18 protein-coding genes and 1 pseudogene are annotated in these 17,220 nt (G+C 55.7%); 8 read left to right on the plus strand and 11 right to left on the minus strand.

All coding sequences use genetic code 11. The annotated features are described in order from the left end of the window. A pseudogene (locus CMO10_RS10415) lies at positions 1 to 131 on the minus strand (4-hydroxybenzoate octaprenyltransferase); the annotation flags it as partial. Positions 132 to 191: 60 nt separating this feature from the next. Between CMO10_RS10415 and CMO10_RS10420 the strand changes: the two are divergent. Further along, positions 192 to 992 carry a 16S rRNA (uracil(1498)-N(3))-methyltransferase gene (locus tag CMO10_RS10420; protein WP_297021604.1) on the plus strand — a complete coding sequence of 267 codons (801 nt, stop codon included), beginning with the start codon at positions 192 to 194 and terminating at the stop codon, positions 990 to 992. An 11-nt stretch (positions 993 to 1,003) separates the two neighbouring features. Continuing rightward, positions 1,004 to 2,374: a glutamate--cysteine ligase gene (locus CMO10_RS10425; protein WP_297021605.1), complete on the plus strand. Its 1,371-nt coding sequence runs from the start codon at positions 1,004 to 1,006 to the stop codon at positions 2,372 to 2,374. A gap of 80 nt (positions 2,375 to 2,454) precedes the next feature. Here the strand turns inward: CMO10_RS10425 and glpD are convergent, their stop codons facing one another. From glpD to phnD, 5 genes are all read right to left on the minus strand, one after another. Next, complete coding sequence (gene glpD, locus CMO10_RS10430; protein WP_297021607.1) at positions 2,455 to 3,975, minus strand: glycerol-3-phosphate dehydrogenase; 1,521 nt, start codon at positions 3,973 to 3,975, stop codon at positions 2,455 to 2,457. A gap of 1 nt (position 3,976) precedes the next feature. Continuing rightward, positions 3,977 to 4,801, minus strand: a complete 825-nt coding sequence (gene phnE, locus CMO10_RS10435; protein WP_297021610.1) for a phosphonate ABC transporter, permease protein PhnE — start codon at positions 4,799 to 4,801, stop codon at positions 3,977 to 3,979. Further along, complete coding sequence (gene phnE, locus CMO10_RS10440; protein WP_297021613.1) at positions 4,795 to 5,601, minus strand: phosphonate ABC transporter, permease protein PhnE; 807 nt, start codon at positions 5,599 to 5,601, stop codon at positions 4,795 to 4,797. Before phnE (CMO10_RS10440) ends, phnE (CMO10_RS10435) begins: the two co-directional genes overlap by 7 nt. Continuing rightward, positions 5,598 to 6,395: a phosphonate ABC transporter ATP-binding protein gene (gene phnC / locus CMO10_RS10445; protein ID WP_297021614.1), complete on the minus strand. Its 798-nt coding sequence runs from the start codon at positions 6,393 to 6,395 to the stop codon at positions 5,598 to 5,600. The genes phnE (CMO10_RS10440) and phnC overlap by 4 nt, the downstream gene beginning before the upstream one ends. An 82-nt stretch (positions 6,396 to 6,477) precedes the next feature. Continuing rightward, entirely contained in the window at positions 6,478 to 7,476 is a 999-nt protein-coding gene (gene phnD / locus CMO10_RS10450) for a phosphate/phosphite/phosphonate ABC transporter substrate-binding protein (protein ID WP_297021616.1), read from the minus strand. A 156-nt stretch (positions 7,477 to 7,632) separates the two neighbouring features. Between phnD and CMO10_RS10455 the strand changes: the two genes are divergently transcribed. Both CMO10_RS10455 and fumC read left to right on the plus strand, forming a co-directional pair. Continuing rightward, positions 7,633 to 8,478 carry a DeoR/GlpR family DNA-binding transcription regulator gene (locus tag CMO10_RS10455; RefSeq protein WP_044827543.1) on the plus strand — a complete coding sequence of 282 codons (846 nt, stop codon included), beginning with the start codon at positions 7,633 to 7,635 and terminating at the stop codon, positions 8,476 to 8,478. A gap of 153 nt (positions 8,479 to 8,631) precedes the next feature. Beyond that, the gene (fumC, locus tag CMO10_RS10460) at positions 8,632 to 10,023 is read left to right on the plus strand and encodes a class II fumarate hydratase (RefSeq protein ID WP_297021619.1); all 1,392 of its coding nucleotides are present in this window, start codon (positions 8,632 to 8,634) and stop codon (positions 10,021 to 10,023) included. A gap of 54 nt (positions 10,024 to 10,077) precedes the next feature. On the opposite strand, the gene CMO10_RS10465 is transcribed toward fumC, so the two are convergent. Next, complete coding sequence (locus CMO10_RS10465) at positions 10,078 to 10,557, minus strand: DUF2867 domain-containing protein (RefSeq protein WP_297021622.1); 480 nt, start codon at positions 10,555 to 10,557, stop codon at positions 10,078 to 10,080. A gap of 107 nt (positions 10,558 to 10,664) precedes the next feature. Between CMO10_RS10465 and CMO10_RS10470 the strand changes: the two genes are divergently transcribed. The 4 genes from CMO10_RS10470 to CMO10_RS10485 all read left to right on the plus strand — a co-directional run bounded on the left by CMO10_RS10470 (position 10,665) and on the right by CMO10_RS10485 (position 13,063). Continuing rightward, positions 10,665 to 11,138 carry a DUF2946 family protein gene (locus CMO10_RS10470; RefSeq protein ID WP_297021625.1) on the plus strand — a complete coding sequence of 158 codons (474 nt, stop codon included), beginning with the start codon at positions 10,665 to 10,667 and terminating at the stop codon, positions 11,136 to 11,138. A 75-nt stretch (positions 11,139 to 11,213) separates the two neighbouring features. After that, positions 11,214 to 11,729 (plus strand): copper chaperone PCu(A)C, encoded by a 516-nt coding sequence (locus tag CMO10_RS10475; RefSeq protein WP_297021628.1) that lies wholly within the window; start codon positions 11,214 to 11,216, stop codon positions 11,727 to 11,729. A gap of 100 nt (positions 11,730 to 11,829) precedes the next feature. Beyond that, positions 11,830 to 12,333 carry a cupin domain-containing protein gene (locus tag CMO10_RS10480; RefSeq protein WP_297021630.1) on the plus strand — a complete coding sequence of 168 codons (504 nt, stop codon included), beginning with the start codon at positions 11,830 to 11,832 and terminating at the stop codon, positions 12,331 to 12,333. 82 nt (positions 12,334 to 12,415) lie between these two features. After that, the gene (locus CMO10_RS10485) at positions 12,416 to 13,063 is read left to right on the plus strand and encodes a LysE family translocator (protein ID WP_297021632.1); all 648 of its coding nucleotides are present in this window, start codon (positions 12,416 to 12,418) and stop codon (positions 13,061 to 13,063) included. Between the two features lie 114 nt (positions 13,064 to 13,177). On the opposite strand, the gene CMO10_RS10490 is transcribed toward CMO10_RS10485, so the two are convergent. Genes CMO10_RS10490 through CMO10_RS10505 form a run of 4 tightly spaced genes read right to left on the minus strand, consistent with a single transcriptional unit; the run spans position 13,178 to position 17,138 of the window. Then, a complete protein-coding gene (locus CMO10_RS10490; protein WP_297021635.1) occupies positions 13,178 to 14,173 on the minus strand; it encodes a peptide ABC transporter ATP-binding protein in 996 nt (331 codons plus the stop codon). After that, complete coding sequence (gene dppD, locus CMO10_RS10495; protein WP_044827550.1) at positions 14,173 to 15,174, minus strand: dipeptide ABC transporter ATP-binding protein; 1,002 nt, start codon at positions 15,172 to 15,174, stop codon at positions 14,173 to 14,175. Before dppD ends, CMO10_RS10490 begins: the two co-directional genes overlap by 1 nt. Before the next feature lie 3 nt (positions 15,175 to 15,177). Then, positions 15,178 to 16,113, minus strand: coding sequence for an ABC transporter permease subunit (locus CMO10_RS10500; protein WP_297021638.1), 936 nt, complete (start codon positions 16,111 to 16,113; stop codon positions 15,178 to 15,180). Positions 16,114 to 16,127: 14 nt separating this feature from the next. After that, positions 16,128 to 17,138, minus strand: coding sequence for an ABC transporter permease subunit (locus tag CMO10_RS10505; protein WP_044827552.1), 1,011 nt, complete (start codon positions 17,136 to 17,138; stop codon positions 16,128 to 16,130). Positions 17,139 to 17,220: the final 82 nt, after the last annotated feature.

Genomic DNA, 17,220 nt, shown 5'->3' on the forward strand with positions numbered 1-17,220 from the left:
GTGCCAATCGGGCGATCAAGGCGCAGAAGTTTCAGATAGGGCCGCACAGCTTCGGGCATGAAACGATCTATCCACCCGTCCTGTGGCATATCGTTTTTGCTATTCTGTATTGGCTGGTTGACCTGTGTCATAATTGGCCTATCTGATGAAAAACTTTTGCAAAACGCCGTAAAACGGCTTTGGGGACCTTTATGACCGCAGATGCCACGCGTGCCCGCCAACGCCTTTTCGTTCGAGATCCTATCACGGCTGATAGTGAAATCGAACTTGCGCCCGAACAGTCTCATTACCTCGAACATGTCATGCGCCTCAAGCCCGGAACGCCGGTAAAAATTTTTAACGGCCTCGATGGGGAGTGGCTAGGCACGATAAGCGAGCTTCGCAAGAAGAAAGGTAGTGTCACAGTCGAGCGCCAATTGCGCGAACAAGGCAATGAGGTCGGTCCGACTCTTGTCTTTGCACCGATCAAAAAACAACGTCTTGATTTCCTGATTGAAAAGGCGGTCGAGCTTGGGGTTGAAAGATTGCAACCGGTCATCACCCAGCATGGCATCACCGACAAGGTTCGCCTTGATCGTTTGCAGTCACAGGTCATTGAGGCGGCTGAGCAGTGTGAGCGCCTGACTGTGCCTGAGGTTTGCGAGCCTGTGCGCCTTCTAGACTGGGTCGCAAATGTACCGGAAAATCACCATCTGCTGTTTTGTGATGAAACCGGTTCCGGGTCACCAATTGGTGAAGTGCTAAGTCAGCTATTGGCAAAGGGCTCTGGCTCGTTTATCGACAATATCAATGTTGTTAACCATGCAATCGTGATTGGACCCGAGGGCGGCTTTAGCGCCGACGAACTTGAACGTATCCGCAAACAGCCTTTTGCAACGCCTGTAAGTCTCGGTCCGCGTATTCTGCGTGCCGAAACGGCCGCAATTGCAGCTTTGACCGTATTTCAGGATCGTATCGGCGATTGGTCGCACCGACCCGTTGCGAGAGATTAGGGGAAGCCCTTATGACTGTCAGCGCCTCCACTGGCGATAGCCCGGTAATCGAAAGCCGGCGCCAGCTTGTCGAATGGTTCGAGTCCGGCTGTACGCCGAAAAAAGACTGGGCCATCGGCACCGAACACGAAAAATTCGCCTTCACCCGCGACGATCTTCGCCCCATCCCCTATGAAGGGGAACGCGGGGTCAAAATGCTGCTTAACGCCCTGGCCAAGCATTATGACTGGGAGCCGATCATTGAGAACGGCAATGTCATTGCGCTCACCAAGGACAAATGTTCTGTGTCGCTCGAGCCGGGCGGGCAGATCGAGCTTTCCGGTGCGCCGCTTAAAAACATTCACCAGACATGTGGTGAAGTGCACACGCATCTGCACGAAGTGCGCGAGATTTGCGACGGGCTTGGCATTGATATGCTCGGCGTCGGTCACAATCCGAAATGGAAGCGTGAAGACATCCCGTGGATGCCCAAGGGCCGCTACAAGATCATGGGTGAATATATGCCCAAGGTCGGAAGCCTTGGCCTGGACATGATGCTGCGGACTTCGACAATTCAGGTCAATCTCGACTTTAGCTCCGAAGCCGACATGATCAAGAAGTTCAAAACGTCGCTGGCCCTTCAGCCGGTGGCGACCGCGCTCTTTGCAGCGTCGCCCTTTGTTGACGGAAAGCCAAGCGGCTTCCTGTCGGCACGTTCGAACGTCTGGACCGATACCGATCCGGATCGTTGCGGCATGCTGCCGTTCGTGTTCGAAGACGGTTTCGGCTTTGAACGTTATGTCGACTACATGCTCAATGTGCCGATGTATTTCGTCTATCGCGACGGCAAATACATTGATGCGGCAGGAAAGTCGTTCCGTGATTTCTTGGATGGGAAGCTTGATGTGGTGCCGGGTGAACGCCCGACCATGAATGACTGGTCAGATCACATGACCACGGCCTTCCCGGAAGTGCGTCTGAAGAAGTTCCTTGAAATGCGTGGTGCTGATGGTGGCCCGTGGAAACGCATCTGTGCGCTGCCGGCTCTTTGGGTTGGTCTGCTGTATGATGACGCAGCCCTTGATGCCGCTTGGGATCTGGTCAAGGATCTGTCGGTCGAGGAACGCGAAGCCCTTCGTAACGATGTTCCGCGTACCGCCCTTGCCACCAAATTCAAGAACGGCACGGTTCAGGACCTGTCCAAAGAGGTTCTGGCGATTTCCCGTCAGGGCCTTAAAAACCGTGGCCGCATGGATGGCTATGGCGATGATGAAAGCCACTTCCTTGACAGCCTTGATGACGTTGCCGAAAGCGGCCGTACCCTGGCTGAGGAATTCCTTGATAAGTATGAAACCGAATGGAACGGTTCGGTTGATCCGCTGTTTAAGGAATATGCCTATTAAGGCCGTCAATCAGTTCGCAAAAAAGGGCAGTGATTACACTGCCCTTTTTTTTCATGTCTGCTGTTTGCTCGTTGCAAGAATTACTGTGCAGCCCGGTCAAGCCGGGTTTGGGCGGCAAACCATTTTTCGATGGCTTCGACCTGATCAGGCTGCATCCCGATGCCAAGCTTGGTTCTGCGCCACAGAACATCATCTGCGTTGCATGCCCATTCATTGGTCATCAGGTAGTGAAGTTCAGCTTCGTACAGGTTCGGGGCGACTTCCGTGCCCAAATCACCAAGTGATGCCGCCGTACCAATGATCTGACGGATCGCAGTGCCGTAGCTGCGCACAAAGCGATGGAGCAATGCTTCGGGCAACCAGTCATAGGTCAGCTTGGTCTTGGCTAGGAACGCGTCAAAATCGCCGTCTGGCATGTCACCGCCGGGCAGACCCGCATTGGCTGTCCAATCCTTGGCGTCGTTGCCCAGAACCGGGGCCAGCTTTTGCATCGCATGTTCGGCCAGCCTGCGATAGGTCGTGATCTTGCCGCCATAGATCGACAGGATCGGGGCGGCGTTGCCGCTATCCCCCGTATCAAGATCAAACACGTAATCGCGGGTGACTGCGGACGCATTGGCGTTCTTGTCATCATAGAGCGGACGTACACCGGAATAGTCCCAAACCACGTCCTTGCGGCCGAGCGGCTTGGCGAGATAGCCATTTACCAGATCGAGCAGATAGTCGACTTCCTGATCACTGATTTTGACCTGTGCCGGGTCCCCGGTATAGGCAACATCGGTGGTCCCGATCAGGGTGTATTCCTGCTGATAGGGGATGGCAAAGGCAATGCGCCCGTCACCATTCTGGAAGATATAGCAATGGTCATGGTCGTGAATGCGCGGCACCACGATGTGGCTGCCCTTGACCAGTCGAAGACCGGCGGCCTTTTGGCCAAGTCCGGCATTTTCAACCATCTCGGTCACCCAGGGACCCGCGGCATTGACCACGGCCTTGGCGCGGACAGATTGCGGCGTGCCATCCGTGCCGATCAGTTCCGCATTCCAGTGATCATGATGACGGACCAGCGATGCACATTTGGTCTGCGTGCGGATTTCAGCACCGCGTGCCTGTGCATCCTGGGCATTCAGAACAACAAGTCTGGCATCATCTACCCAGCAATCGGAATAGGAAAAGCCGCCTGCAAAGTCGGGTTTCAACGGTTCGCCTTCCGGTGTGCCCTTGAAGGAAACGGCACGTGATCCCGGCAGGCGTTTGCGTTTCGCCAGATGGTCATAAAGGAACAACCCGGCCCGCAGCATCCATTTCGGACGTAAACCCTTGTGATGTGGCAGGACGAACGTCAAAGGCCAGATGATATGCGGGGCCGCGGCCAAAAGAACTTCGCGTTCCTGAAGCGCTTCACGCACCAGCCGGAACTCGTAATGTTCAAGATATCGAAGGCCGCCATGGATGAGTTTGGTCGAGGAGGAAGACGTTGCCGAGGCCAGGTCGCGCTGTTCGACCAAAAGAACAGAAAGACCGCGACCGGCGGCATCACGGGCAATACCAGCCCCGTTGATGCCGCCGCCTACGACAAGAAGGTCGTATGTTTTGGTCACGTCAGATCACCTTTTTGCGCAGGTAAGCTGAAATGGCTTCACCGACAATGACCAGACCAATGATTGCAAGAAGGATGGTGGCAACCGTCTGCCAGGCAAAGGTATCAATTGCCCCCTGAAGGATGATACCAATACCGCCAGCACCAACCAGACCCAGAACCGTACTTTCACGCAGGTTGATGTCCCAGCGCAGAATGGATACGGCAAAGAAGGTCGGCATGACTTGCGGAATGACACCATAGACCAGAATCTTGAAGCGCGATGCGCCAACAGATTCAAGGGCCTCAATCGGGGCACGGTCGATTTCCTCGATCGCCTCGCCCAGCAATTTGCCAAGGAAGCCAAGCGATCTGAAAATGATCGCAAGGATACCGGCCAGAACACCCGGTCCGAACACGGCAACAAACAGCAACGCCCAGATGATGGTGTTGACCGAACGCGACGACACCAGAATGAAACGGCCAAGCCACAGCGTGAAACGGTTCGGCGTGGTGTTCTGGGCCGCGATCAAGGCAATCGGCAGGGACAGGAACACGGCAAAGAAAGTCGCAATCGTTGCGATATTGACCGTTTCAAGCAGCGTCCAGCCGATTTCCTGCCAGCCTTCAAGGGATGGCGGGAACATGCGGGCAAACAGATCGCCCATCTGTTCGGGTGCATCCCAAAGCCATGGCCAGATGATGTTGATGGTCGAAAGCGACCAGACAACCGCCAGCGCGACCAGTGCGGTCAGGCCATAGCGACGCCAGCGTTCCTTGGTGTTGTAGCGGGACCATTCGCGATTGGCGATTGCTTCCGGTCCGGTAGGTTGGGTGGTGGCTACCATAGGTTCCTCCTGATCCGGCCGCTGATGGCCTCGCTGACAAGGATTACACCGATGATGCAAAGGGTAATCGCCAGCGCAAAGTCGTAGTCATAACGCCCGAAGGCATTAAGAAGGGTCGATCCGATGCCGCCCGCACCAACGATGCCAACAATGGCAGATGCGCGCAGGTTACTATCAAGCTGATAGATCGAAAGACCGATCTGACGGGGCATGATCTGCGGGATCACGGCATAGAGAAGGGTGACAAACGTCGCCCCGCCAGCAGCACGGATCGCCTCGACCTGACCCCAGTCGATTTCCTCGATCCGTTCGGCCAGCATTTTGGCAACGAAACCGATGGAATAGACCGTAAGCGTCAGAATGCCAGCCAGCGGGCCAAAGCCGACAGCTTTGACAAACAGGATGGCGACAATGACCGGGTGGAAGGAGCGGGCAACGATGATGACGCCACGCCCGATGGTATAAAGCCATTTGGGCGCGATGTTTGAGGCGGATGCAAAGGCAATCGGAACGCTCAGCGCCAGACCCAGCAGGGTCGAGACGATGGCGATCTTGATGCTTTCCATAAAGCCGTCAAACAGCAGCTCGCCACGGATGAAGCTCGGCGGGAAGGCGCCCTTGAAGATACGGATCGCGCGCGGGACACCGTCCTGGATGCGATCCCAGTCGAATGGCAGGGTTGTTATGGCCCACCAGACATAGGCAAACACAGCAATCAGAAGACCCCAGCGCAACACCGGGTTGGCTATAAAGGGGGGCTTCTTCCATGTGCGGCCCGTTGGTTGAACGGTGCTGCTCATCGTGCGGCGACCTCGCGCAGGTGGTTGCTGCTTTCGGCACCGCCGCGTTCTTCGGCCGGGACGCCGGCATAAATTTCATCCATCGCGTCATTGTTCAGATCAACGGGTTCGCCGTCGAAAATGATGCGGCCAAAGCGCATGCCAACGATACGCTGGGTATATTCCTTGGCTTCGTTGACGTTGTGGATGTTGATCAGAACCGGCAGGTGCAGCTCGGATGCGAGCGCGCGCAGCAGTTCCATGATCTGACGCGATGTTTTCGGGTCAAGCGACGCGGTCGGTTCATCGGCCAGCAGGATTTCAGGTTCCTGCATCAGGGCGCGTACCACACCAACACGCTGGCGTTCACCGCCGGAAAGTTCATCGGCACGTTTGTCGGCGTAGTGGGCGATGCCAACGCGCTCCATCAGATGGAAGGCGCGGTCGATATCTTCCTGCGGATATTTGCGCGTTACGGCGCGCCACGCCGGAAGATAGCCCAGACGGCCGGACTGGACATTTTCCATGACCGTCAGGCGGTCAATCAGGTTGAAGCCCTGAAACACCATGCCGATGCGGCGACGTGCCAGACGCAGCGCCTTGCCTTCAAGCTTGGTCAGTTCAGTGCCATTGAGTTCGATGGAGCCCGAAGACGGTTCCACCAGACGGTTGATACAGCGCAGCAGGGTACTTTTACCCGCGCCTGACGCACCGATGATGGAAACAACACTTTCGCCCGGCACTTCAAGGTTCAGGTTCTTCAACACTGCCTTTTCGTCGCCATAGCGTTTTACAAGTTCTTTGATACGCAGCATTGCGTTACCCCGAATAAAATGGGTGGCACAGGGCCTGCCAAGGCAGGCCCTGCAAAGTTCGGATCGATTGGAAAGTCAGAAATTACTTCAGGTTGTCCGGGGTGTATTTCACGCCGTTTGCGGCCTGAATTTCACGGATAACCGCCCAGTCGTCCTGATAGGTGACCGGCAGGAACTTCGACACACCCTTGAATTCTTCACCAAGGGCGGTGCCCTTCATGTCAAAGGTAAAGAAGGCTTCCTTGATCTTTTCGATCAGTTCCGGTTTCAGGTTGTAGGCATAGTTGAACGAAGTGGTCGGGAAAGGCTTGCTTTCGTAGATGATTTTAACTTCGTTCGGATCATAGAGATCACGCTGGGCCATACGTTCGACAACTTCGGATGCAACTGGGGCTGCGTCATAGTCACCGGCAACAACGCCCAGGATCGACTGGTCGTGCGAACCGGAATAGACAACTTCGTAATCCTGTTCCGGAACGATGCCCTGACCCGGAAGCAGTGCACGCGGTGCAAGGTTGCCCGAGTTCGAAGTCGGCGAGGTGTGGGCAACGCGTTTGCCCTTGAGGTCCGCAGGGGTGTTGATGCCGCTATCAACGCGGGTGTAAAGCTGCAGGGTGTAACCAAAACGACCATCATCCGCACCCATCAGGGCGAACGGAACCGCACCGGCAAGGTTCACGGCAAACGGGGTCGGGCCGGTCGAGAAGCCGGCAACGTGCAGGCGACCTGAACGCATGGCTTCAACTTCTGCCGAGTTCGACTGAACGGCAAAGAAGTGAACGTCCTTGCCAGTTACTTTTTCGAGATGCTGCAGGAACGGGTCCCAGATATCGGCGTAAACCGCCGGGTCTTCAACCGGGGTGTAGGCAAAGACAAGGGTGTCCGGATCAACCAGCTCGTCGGCTGCCGGTGCATCGGCAACAAGGTCGCCGTCCATGTCGCAATACATCGGGTCAAGATCGCCGCGCGCGATGCAGTCATCTGCTGCAGCGGCCGGGGTGGATGCCATGCCGACCATGCCGATTGCGGCAAGGAGGGTGGTGAGTTTTAAACTGTCGGTTTTTTTCGGATATGAAAACACTGTTTTCGAACCTTTCTTCCCTGTGACTGACGGTTTTCCGCCGTTTTGAATGTGGTTTTGTTGTTTTTATTGTTGCTTTAACCAACATTATGAATTTGAAAAAGTTGGAAAATCAACACAAAACTGTAACAAAAGGTTTCAGTCAGTGTTGCTAAGATGGCTGTCTTCGGCACAAAACCGGCCATAATTGAGGGGGATGTGGCTTTGCGTTTGGGAAAAAAAGAGCGCCAGCAACGTATTTTGCAAGAGTTACAAGTCCACCCTCATGTGAGAGTTGCCACACTTGCAGAACGATTCGATGTTGCAACTGAAACCATCCGTCGCGATCTGGATGCGCTGAGCAGTGATGGGCTGATCAAACGTGAATTTGGTGGCGCATCCGCGCGCCCGATGGGCCATCAGCCCGATCTGGCTGAACGCCAGCTTTCTGCTGTTGCCGGGTTTGAGCGGATTGGCATGTTGGCGGCTGACATGGTGCGGTCCGGTGATGTTGCGATGATCGATGCCGGATCAACGGTGGCCCAGATTGCGCCGTTTCTGGCGGCCCGCACAACGAAACTTCCGCGCACCTTTCTGACCAATTGCTATGCGGTGGTGCACGGCATGGCCGAGCTTGCCGATCATGATGACGTCCTGATGTGTCCGGGGCAGTTTGACCGGCGCGAAAATGCGGTCTATGGCAATGACACCATCGAATATCTGCGCCGTTTCCACGCCAATATCGCCTTTATCGGTGCATCGGGGATTTCCCGGCAGGGCTTTAGCGACGTCAATCGTCGCGCGGTGGCGGTCAAGCGCGCGATGATGGAACGCTCGGACGAAACCTGGTTGATGGTCGATCATACGAAGTTTGATCAACGCTATCTGGAAAATGTCGCACCGCTTGAAATGCTGACCGGCATTATCACTGACCGCCAGCCGGAACCGGAATTTGCATCCCAGCTTGAACGGGCCGGCATCCGGCTTTTGGCGTGGCGCGATGACAGGCAGTGCGCGGGTTAGCGCACCAGCGAATTATTGAAAATAAGATTTGTTCGCAATTGAGTTTGCGTTCCCCCTGATTCCAAACCATATTTCCCGTCGCAGCGCGTTATTGTGTTGTATGCCGGGTTCCCGCCCCGGTCAGTATTGTCTCTGACACGGAGGATTTTGATCGTGACCAATCCAGTGACCACCCGTACCGAACAGGACACCATGGGCGAAATTGATGTGCCCGCTGACCGGTATTGGGGGGCGCAAACCCAGCGATCCAGACAGAATTTCCGCATTGGTGGCGAACGCATGCCTGATGCCCTGATCAAGGCGTTCGGGGTTCAGAAACTGGCTGCTGCGCGTGCCAATGCCGCCCTTGATAATCTTGATCCCGAATTGGCCAAGGCGATTGAAGCTGCCGCCACCGAAGTGGCCGAGGGCAAGCTTCTCGATCATTTCCCGTTGGTTGTCTGGCAGACCGGATCAGGTACCCAGACCAACATGAATACCAACGAAGTGATCGCCAACCGTGCGTGCGAGATCCTTGGCAAGCCAATGGGAGAGCGCGAACCGGTCCATCCCAACGATCACGTCAACCGTGGACAGTCATCCAATGACAGCTTCCCGGCCGCCATGCATATCGCCGCCGTGGTCGAGATCGAGGAAAAGCTGAAACCGGCCCTTAAGCATCTGCGGGCAACCCTTGATGCCAAGGTCGAGGCATTTGGCGATATCGTCAAAATCGGCCGCACCCACATGCAGGATGCGGTTCCCCTGACACTTGGGCAGGAGTTTTCTGGCTATGCCGCGCAAATCGCACTTGGCCTGGATCGTATTGAAGATGCGCTAAAGCGCCTTCGCAAACTCGCACAGGGTGGCACTGCCCTTGGTACCGGTTTGAATGCGCCCGATGGCTTTGATGTCGAATTTGCCAAGCAGGTTTCAAAAATCACAGGTCTTGAGTTTGAGACGGCCGAGAACAAGTTCGAAGCGCTTGCCGCCCATGATGCCTGCGTTGAAATGTCGGGTGTGATGAATGTGCTGGCGACGTCGTTGATGAAAATCGGCAACGATATTCGCCTGCTCGGTTCCGGTCCGCGTTGTGGGCTTGGCGAGCTTGTCCTACCGGCCAACGAGCCGGGATCATCGATCATGCCGGGCAAGGTCAACCCGACCCAGGCGGAGGCATTGACCATGGTCTGCGCACAGGTGATGGGTAATCATGTTGCCGTTACGGTTGGCGGATCAAACGGTCATCTTGACCTGAACGTGTTCAAGCCGGTGATTATTTATAACCTGCTGCAATCGGTGCGTCTGATTTCTGATGCGGCGGTCAGCTTTGCTGATAACTGCATTGCCGGGCTAGAGGCCGATCAGGAAAAGATCGACCAGTATGTTGAACAAAGCCTGATGCTGGTGACTGCCTTGGCCCCGCATATTGGCTATGACAACGCCGCTGCGGTCGCCAAAAAGGCGCACAAGGAACGCAGCAGCCTGAAAGAAGCCTGCATCTCGCTTGGTTTCCTTGATGGCGGTCGGTTTGACGAATTGGTTCAGGCACGCGACATGATCTGATCACGTGTGTTGAAATGTTTTAAAGGGCCGGATATTCCATCCGGCCCTTTTCCATTATGCCGCATACGCCGAATTGAGCATAGCCGGGACAATCCGGTTATGGAAAGGCGTAATGGTCGCCAGATAAAGGCGACCGAATATGTTGTGGCGCTTTACGATTGTTATGGCGTGGATATGCGTTTGTTCACCTGAGGTCGGCTCAAGTTCGATCACCAGCCGGAAATCAAGATGCCGATCATTGAGGCCAAGCGTAATGGATGTGTTGTCGCGTGCAATCACCGGAAATATTCCAATTACATCGGCATTGTCGGGCTCGTGCATTCCCGATTTCAACCCGAAAGGGCGCATCAGAAAATCGCGCATCAACATTAATCGGACGACCCAGTTGGGCCTTGAACCCATAATTTGTCGGGCCGCGATTTCAGGTGTCAGGCCGGAAGCTGATGTTGTGATCGAAAAGCAGTCACCCCAATCACCCTCGGGCATAGCGGGATGGGGAATAGAAACGGGACGCATAGAAGCACGGTGGCGCATATCATTTGTTCCGTAATATGGAAGTCGCCGGATAGTTACCCGGTAACTATAGCATTGCAATGATCAATGTCATTGCAGCCATGGTTTAAATCGGGCATATCCAACCTATGATTACGCACAAGCGCCATAACCGCCGGGCAGGCGGGCTTTCGCTTCGCCGTGTCGTTCAGACATGGCTGGTGGCGTTTGTTGTCCTGTTTGCGGGCGTCACCCAGTCCGGACTGGTTCCGGCATTGCTGAGCGGACAGGCAAGCGGCATTTCAACCGCGTCGGCTGCCGAAATTGCACCGGGCGGTGATTATCTTCTGATTTGTACGCCTGCGGGCATCAAGCTCGTATCGGTTGATACGCTTGAAGGTGTGGTCACATCGGGATCATCCGATACGACGGATGAAATGCCTGCCCACGCGTTTTGCCCGCTATGTGCCAACCATCATGGTGCGGTGGCAGCGATTGACCTGCCTTACAATGCGCCTAAGCCGATTACCCATGACGTCAGCTACGCCAAGGCAACTGTTTTTGCCACGGGTAACGATGTTCTGCGTGTTCGCCATTCCCGGGCACCCCCGGTTTCCATCTGATTTCACAGACTGATCAAAACACGACTACTGAAATCTCAGACCTGCAGATGCAGGCTGCAAAATGGATGGAATATCATGAAAAAGCTTTTCGCAATTGTTGCGACCGTTGCGTCGCTGTTCGTCGTTACCAACGCCTTTGCCGCTGATATCGAAGTCAAGGATGCCTGGGCCAAGGCATCCAAGGGCATGGTGCGCAATGGCGCAGCCTTCTTTGATGTGATCAACAGTGGTGATGCCGATCGCATTGTCGGTGTGCGCAGTGATCTTGCCGATCGTACTGAGCTGCACACCCACATCATGGAAAACAATGTCATGAAGATGCGTGAAGTGCAGGGCGGCGTTGAAGTGCCGATGCATGGCAGCGTTCATTTCAAACCGGGCAGCTATCACGTCATGTTCATTGGTCTGAACAAGGCGCTTGAAGAAGGCCAGAAAATCGACATCACCCTTGAATTCGAAAAGGCTGGCGACATTCCGGTGACCATTGATGTGCTTAACACCATGTCCATGGGCCCGAACGGTGGTGCGGGTATGGGGCACGGCATGGGCCATGGCCAGAAACAGAACAAGATGCAAATGAACAGCAACTAGGATTTGCTGTTTGGGAGTATCCAAAGGGGGATGGTTTGCGCCGTCCCCCTTTTTTCGTCATGATGGCCTAAACAAGATACTTGGTTACAGGGAGCCCATCATGTCAGACGACATCAACATTGACGATTTGATCGCCAAGCTTGGCCTCCAGCCGCACCCGGAAGGTGGCTACTACGCCGAGACTTTCCGGGCGTTTGAAACCTGTAATCCCGGTAATCGGTATCTTGGTGTGCGCAGCACGGGCACCGCGATCTATTACCTTCTGACGCCTGATACTTTTTCGGGCATGCATATCCTGACCAGTGACGAGATTTTCCATCACTACATCGGCGATGCTGTCGAACAGCTTCAGCTGTTTGAAGACGGCACGCACCGGAAGGTGGAAATTGGCAAGGACCTGCTGGCGGGGCAAAAGCCACAAATGGTCGTGCCGAATAATGTCTGGCAGGGGGCGCGTCTTAAACCCGGTGGCAAGTTCGCACTTTTGGGGTGCACCGTGGCACCGGGCTTTGATTTTGCCGATTTCTCGATGGGGAAACGCACCGCCCTTAAGGCAAAGTGGCCGGCGGCATCCGAGATGATTACGGCATTGACGCGTGACTGAATTTCGGGCGATATCTTCGTGATACCAACCAAGGATTGGCAATGCCAATTCTTGCGCTACCACGAAATACAGGATTTGCCCCATGCAGTTCGATACCTGGCTTCTGTTTGCCGGGGCGGCAATCGCGTTGGCGATGGCACCCGGCCCCAATAACCTTCTCGCGATCTTTAATGGCGCGCGCTATGGCGTGTCATCTGCAGCGGTGGGCGGTATCGGCCGTGTTGTGGCGTTTGTGCTTATGATTGGCGTGACTGCAGCCGGGCTTGGCGTGGTTCTGGCAGCCAGTGAAACGGCCTTCCTGATCATCAAATGGGGTGGGGCGGTCTATCTGGTCTGGCTTGGCATCAAAAGCTGGTTCGCCAAGGTCAATGAGGATACCGGTGATCTCGGCCAGACGGCCCTGATGGTCAATCCGGGGCCCTTCAAACTTGCCAAGACCGAGTTTCTGACAGCCATTGGCAATCCAAAGGCCATCCTGATTTTTACGGCATTTTTCCCACAGTTCCTTGATCCGGCCGAGGCCTATGGCCAGCAATTCCTGATCATGGGTGTGACCTTTATCGCCATGGAAGTCAGCGTTTTGCTGGGCTATGGGCTTTTGGGTGGGCAGGTCAAAGGACTGATCAAGTCGGCCCGCCACATGCGTATTCTCAACCGTATTTCGGGATCGCTTCTGGTTGGGGCTGGTGTGTTGCTTGCCCTGACCGACCGGTCGCGCACAGCGGCCTAGGTCCGCAAACATCCATTTAGAAATGCGCAGGGGCGCAGCTTTTTTCAAAGCGCGCCCCCTTGCTCCCTTGTCTACCTGGAAAACCTGTTAGGCCCTCCGGGCGATCGCCTGTTGTCAGGCGATTTCTTCGACCCGATGACACGCCACTTCGCGGCCCTCGAAATTGCGCAGTTCCGGGCGAACTTTTGCGCATTCCTCAGTCGCGAACGGGCAGCGTTTATGGAACGCACAGCCCGATGGCGGGTTGATCGGTGATGGCAACTCGCCGGTCAGCGGTTCTGCCTTCACACGTTGTGTCGGATCGATCTTTGGTGCCGATGCCAGAAGCGCCCGTGTGTAAGGATGCAGCGGCTTGGCAAAGATCTCGTCAGTCGGTCCCTTTTCAGCGACGCGACCGAGATACATCACCATGACGTCATCTGCAATATGTCTGACGACAGAAAGATCATGCGAGATGAAAACATAGGCGACATTCATCTCTTCCTGCAGGTCCATCATCAGGTTGAGAACCTGTGCCTGGACCGACACATCAAGGGCAGAAACCGGCTCGTCCGCGACGATGACTTTCGGCTCAAGGATCAGGGCGCGCGCAATCGCGATACGCTGACGCTGACCACCGGAAAACATGTGCGGATAACGCTGATAGAATTCCGGGCGCAGGCCAACCTTCGCCATGGTGGCACGCACGCGTTCTTCGCGCTCCTTGCGACCAAGATTATCCATGTTCAGAAGAACCGGCTCGGCCAGGATCTGACCAACCTTTTTACGCGGGTTCAGCGAACCATACGGGTTCTGGAAGATCATCTGAACCGTGCGACGGAACTGCTTGGCTTCCTTGTCCGACAGGTGACCAACTTCGGTACCGTTCAGTTTCAGCGCACCCGAGGTCGGCTTTTCAATCAGGGTCAGCTGACGACCAAGGGTCGACTTGCCGCAGCCCGATTCACCAACAACCGCAAGGGTCTTTTGTGCTTCGAGCGAAAAGGAAACACCATCAAGTGCCTTGACCGTGGCGTTGGGCTTACCAAGGCCACGATTGACTTCGTAGTGACGGACAAGATCATCGGATTCCAGAAGCGGAACACCGGGTTTGGCATCCAGAAAACTCATTACACAGTCTCCCCGGTGGCCATGCCAGTCGGCTGGCCCTGATCATTTAGCGGATAGAAGCAACGCACGTCGCGGCCATTGAAGTCGGAAACTTCCGGGCGCGCTTTGACACAGCTTTCATTGGCATAACGGCAACGCGGTGCCAGCAGGCAGCCCGCTGGGCGGTCATACTGACCGGGAACAACACCCGGAATGGTCCGAAGCCTGTCATGACCTTCGGAACGTTCCGGCAGCGCTTCAAGCAGCGCCTGGGTATAGGGATGGCGCGGTGCGGCAAATATGCTGTCGGCCGGGCCGCTTTCAAACAGCTGACCGGCATACATGACCTGAATGCGGTTGGCGGCTTCGGACACCAGTGCCAGATCATGGGTGATCAGGATCAGACCCATGTCGCTGTCTTCCTGCAGTTTCAGCAGCAGGTCGATGATTTGGGCCTGAATGGTGACATCAAGCGCCGTGGTCGGTTCATCGGCAATCAGAAGGCGCGGTTTGCAGGCAATCGCCATGGCAATGACGATACGCTGGCTCATGCCGCCCGAAAGCTGATGCGGATAGGCGGTCATACGCGACTTCGGATCGGGAATGCCGACCTGGTTCAGAAGCTCAAGCGTGCGTTCGCGCCGCTGCTTCTTGTTGCCACCCTCATGGACCTTAAGGGCTTCCATGATCTGGGCTTCGACGGTGAAGCACGGGTTCAGGGCCGACATCGGATCCTGGAAGATCATGGCGATGTCTTTACCGGTGATTTCACGGCGACGCTTGGCCGGCATGGTAAGCAGGTCCTGACCATCAAAGGTCAGGGAATCTGCGCTCACGCGACCGGGAAAGTCGATCAGGCCCATCACGGCAAGGGATGACACCGACTTGCCCGAGCCCGATTCACCGACGATGCCAAGGACTTCGCCGCGATCAACGGAATAGCTAACAGAGTCAACAGCACGAAACGGCTTGTCTTCGGAGCCGAACTCGACTGTCAGGTTTTTTACTTCGAGAAGAGCCATGACTTACCGTTTCATCTTGGGATCAAGGGCATCGCGCAGGCCATCACCCATCAGGTTGAAGGCAAGCACGGTGACAAGGATGCAAAGGCCGGGGAAGGTAATCACCCACCAAGCCGAACCCACGAATTCACGGGCCTCGGACAGCATGGTGCCCCATTCCGGCAGCGGCGGCTGTGCCCCAAGGCCAAGGAAGCCAAGGGCGGCAGCATCAAGGATCGCACTCGAAATACCAAGCGTGCCTTGCACGATCAGCGGCGCCATGCAGTTCGGCAGGATGTTAACAAACATCTGACGGACGTGACCGGCACCGGCAATCTGCGATGCGATGACATATTCCTTGTTAAGTTCCGATACGACTGACGCACGGGTCAGGCGCACATAATGCGGCAACTGAACAATCGCGATGGCCAGCATGGCGTTTTCAAGACCCGGGCCGAGAATGGCAACAATCGCCAGCGCCATGATCAGGCTGGGCAAGGCCAGCATGATGTCCATCAGGCGCATGACGCCGACTTCGACCCAGCCCCGGAAGTAACCGGCAACCATGCCAAGAGCGATGCCGGCAATCATCGACAGGATCACGACGACGACACCGATGGAAACCGACAGCTGCGCACCGTGGATCAGGCGCGACAGGATGTCACGGCCAACGGCATCGGTGCCAAGGATGTAGCGCGGGTCGGCACCTTCCATCCAGATCGGCGGTTTGAGGAACGCGGTACGGTCCTGTGCCACCGGATCAAACGGGGCGACCCACTGGGCGGTCAGGGCCAGGAACAGGATGATCGCAATGACGATCAAACCGGCCAGGGCACCACGGTTCTTTTTGAAATAGTCCCAAGTCTCGCGCAGCGGGCTTGGCGGTGCGCCGATCGGCTCAACGGCTGCTTCGGCAACGTTTGAGGCGTGCGCTGCGGACGGGGTGGTATTCTCGCTCATTTTTCGCAGCTCCCTTAACGCTTGTGCCGGATACGGGGGTTCACGACCCCGTATAGCAGGTCAACGATCAGGTTCACGGCCATGACAAGGAAGGCAATCATCAGAATGCCGCCCTGAATGGTCGGATAGTCGCGACGGTTCATGGCCTCAATGATCCATTTGCCAATACCCGGCCAAGAGAAGATCGTCTCGGTCAGGATTGCACCGGCCAGCAGCACACCAACCTGAAGACCGATCACCGTAATTACCGGGATCAGGGCATTGCGCAGGGCATGGACCATGATCACACGGATCGGTGCCAGACCCTTGGCGCGGGCAACACGGATGTATTCCTCGCCAAGGACTTCCAACATGGAGGAGCGCGTCATTCGCGCAATCACCGCCATCGGGATCGTCCCCAAGGCCACGGTTGGCAGGATCAGGTGACTTACTGCACTTGAAAAAGCACCTTTTTCGCCACTCAGCAGGCTGTCGATCAACATGAAGCCGGTCACCGGCTCAAAGAAGAACATGACCGAGATGCGCCCGGAAACCGGCGTCCAGCCCAAAGTGGTCGAAAAGAACATGATCAGAAGAAGGGCCCACCAGAAGATCGGCATCGAATAGCCCGTAAGCGATAACGACATCGTCAGGTGATCAATCCACTTTCCGCGATGGATTGCAGCCAGAACCCCGAATGGAACCCCGAGTATCACCGCAAACAGGATGCCCATGATGGCCAGTTCTACCGTTGCCGGGAACAGGGTCAGGAATTCATCAAGGACAGGCCTTTTGGTCACAAAGGACTTGCCAAGATCGCCTTGGAATACACCCACCAGGTAATCGAAATACTGGACAATAATCGGCTGATCAAAGCCGTATTGAGCCTGAAGTTCAGCGTATCGTTCCGCATCGACACCACGTTCACCGGCCAACATCAAGATTGGATCGCCGGGAATAAGGCGGATCAGGAAAAATACCAGAAGGGTGACACCGAAGAAGGTCGGGATGATGTCCCCCAAACGGCGAAACAGGAATCCTAGCATGCCATCGGGCCTTTTTATCTCCGGGCGGTTTGTCCGTCCGGATGTCTCTCTCTTTTACGAAATTGCAAAGAGGCCCGGAAAA

Source organism: Thalassospira sp. (genome assembly GCF_002709775.1).
Classification (GTDB): Bacteria; Pseudomonadota; Alphaproteobacteria; order Rhodospirillales; family Thalassospiraceae; genus Thalassospira.